This is a genomic window from Arthrobacter sp. Hiyo1 (assembly GCF_001263615.2).
Lineage (GTDB): Bacteria > Actinomycetota > Actinomycetes > Actinomycetales > Micrococcaceae > Arthrobacter.
In genome coordinates, this window is sequence record NZ_DF952468.1 from 867,482 (window position 1) to 869,163 (window position 1,682).

Sequence of the window (1,682 nt, forward strand, 5' to 3'; positions counted from 1 at the left end):
CCTGATCCTGGGCACCAGGGTCCTGGTGGTGGACGAGCCAACGGCCAGCCTGGACCGTACTTCGGCAAATCGCATCATCAGCATCCTGAAGGACACCACGAGCGACGGTATCGCCGTGCTGGTGGCCTCCCACGACCACGAGCTTGTCAGGCTCAGCGATACGCTGACTGAATTGAACTAGTAGCCCGCTGCTTCCGGACCGGCCGTCACATGCGGCCGGTCCGGTCTTTCCATCTCCAAGAGAAGGTAACTTCGTAGAGTGACGTCTCCAGATAAACCCCCGTTCTACATCACCACCGCCATTACCTACCCGAACGGCGAGCCGCATATCGGGCATGCCTACGAGTACATCGCCACCGACGCGATGGCCCGGTTCAAGCGCCTCGATGGCTATGACGTGATGTTCCTGACCGGCACGGACGAGCACGGCATGAAGATTGCCCAGGCTGCGGAGAAGGAAGGCATCACGCCCAAGGAACTCGTGGACCGGAATGCCGAAATCTACAAGGCCGCCCACGCTGCCTTGGGCATCTCCTACGACCGGTTCATCCGCACCACGGATGCCGACCACTATGCCGCCTCCCAGGCCATCTGGAAGAAGATGGAAGCCAAGGGGGACATTTACCTGTCCAAATACGAGGGCTGGTACTCGGTCCGCGACGAGGCTTACTACACCGAAGACGAGACAGTACTGAAGGACGACGGCGTCCGGTACTCGCGCGGTACGGATACCGAAGTGACGTGGACCGCGGAGGAGAGCTACTTCTTCCGTTTGTCCGCCTACCAGGACAAGTTGCTGGCCTTGTACGAGGAGCAGCCGGAGTTCGGCGCCCCCCAGTACCGCTTCAACGAGGTCATCAGCTTCGTCAAGCAGGGTCTTCAGGACTTGTCCATCAGCCGGACGACTTTCGACTGGGGTGTCCCGGTGCCGGGCAACGACAAACACGTCATGTACGTGTGGGTTGATGCCCTGACCAATTACCTGACGGGAGTCGGTTACCCTGATGCCGATTCTGAGGCGTTCCGTAAGTTCTGGCCCGCCGACGTCCACATCATCGGCAAGGACATCTCCCGGTTCCACGCCATCTTCTGGCCCGCCTTCCTGATGAGCGCGGGCCTGGAACTGCCCAAGCGCGTCATGATCCATGGCTTCCTGACCAACAATGGCGTCAAGATGTCCAAGTCCCTCGGCAACGTTGTGGCCCCCAAGGACTTCGTGGAGCAGTACGGCCTGGACCAGGTGCGATTCTTCTTCCTCCGCGAAGTTCCGTTCGGCGCCGACGGCAGCTACAACCACGAGGCGATCGTGGGCCGCATGAACGCCGATCTCGCGAACAACTTCGGCAACCTGGCGCAGCGTTCGCTGTCCATGGTGGCCAAGAACTGCGAAGGCAGGGTTCCGGTTCCGGGAGACTTCTCGGCGGAGGACTCCGCGCTGCTTGCCCAGGCCGCCGGACTTTTGGACGTGGCCCGCGCGGCTTTCGAGAAGCAGGAATTCAGCCGTGCCCTCGAGGCAATCTGGGCCGTGCTGGGCGACACCAACGCGTATTTTGCCGAGCAGGCCCCGTGGGTGCTGCGCAAGACCGACGTCGAGCGCATGAACACGGTCCTGTACGTCACGCTGGAGGTTGTCCGCATCGTGGCGATCCTCGCCCAGCCGGTCATGCCGACGTCGGCCGCCA

Annotated in this window: 1 protein-coding gene and 1 pseudogene; both read left to right on the plus strand. The window is 61.7% G+C overall.

Annotated elements, in window-relative coordinates:
* Positions 1-181 (plus strand): annotated as a pseudogene (locus AHiyo1_RS03735) (ABC transporter ATP-binding protein); the annotation flags it as partial.
* Positions 182-259: 78 nt separating this feature from the next.
* Positions 260-1,682, plus strand: a 1,423-nt coding sequence (metG, locus tag AHiyo1_RS03740) for a methionine--tRNA ligase (RefSeq protein WP_059387647.1), incomplete at its 3' end; no start/stop codon positions are given.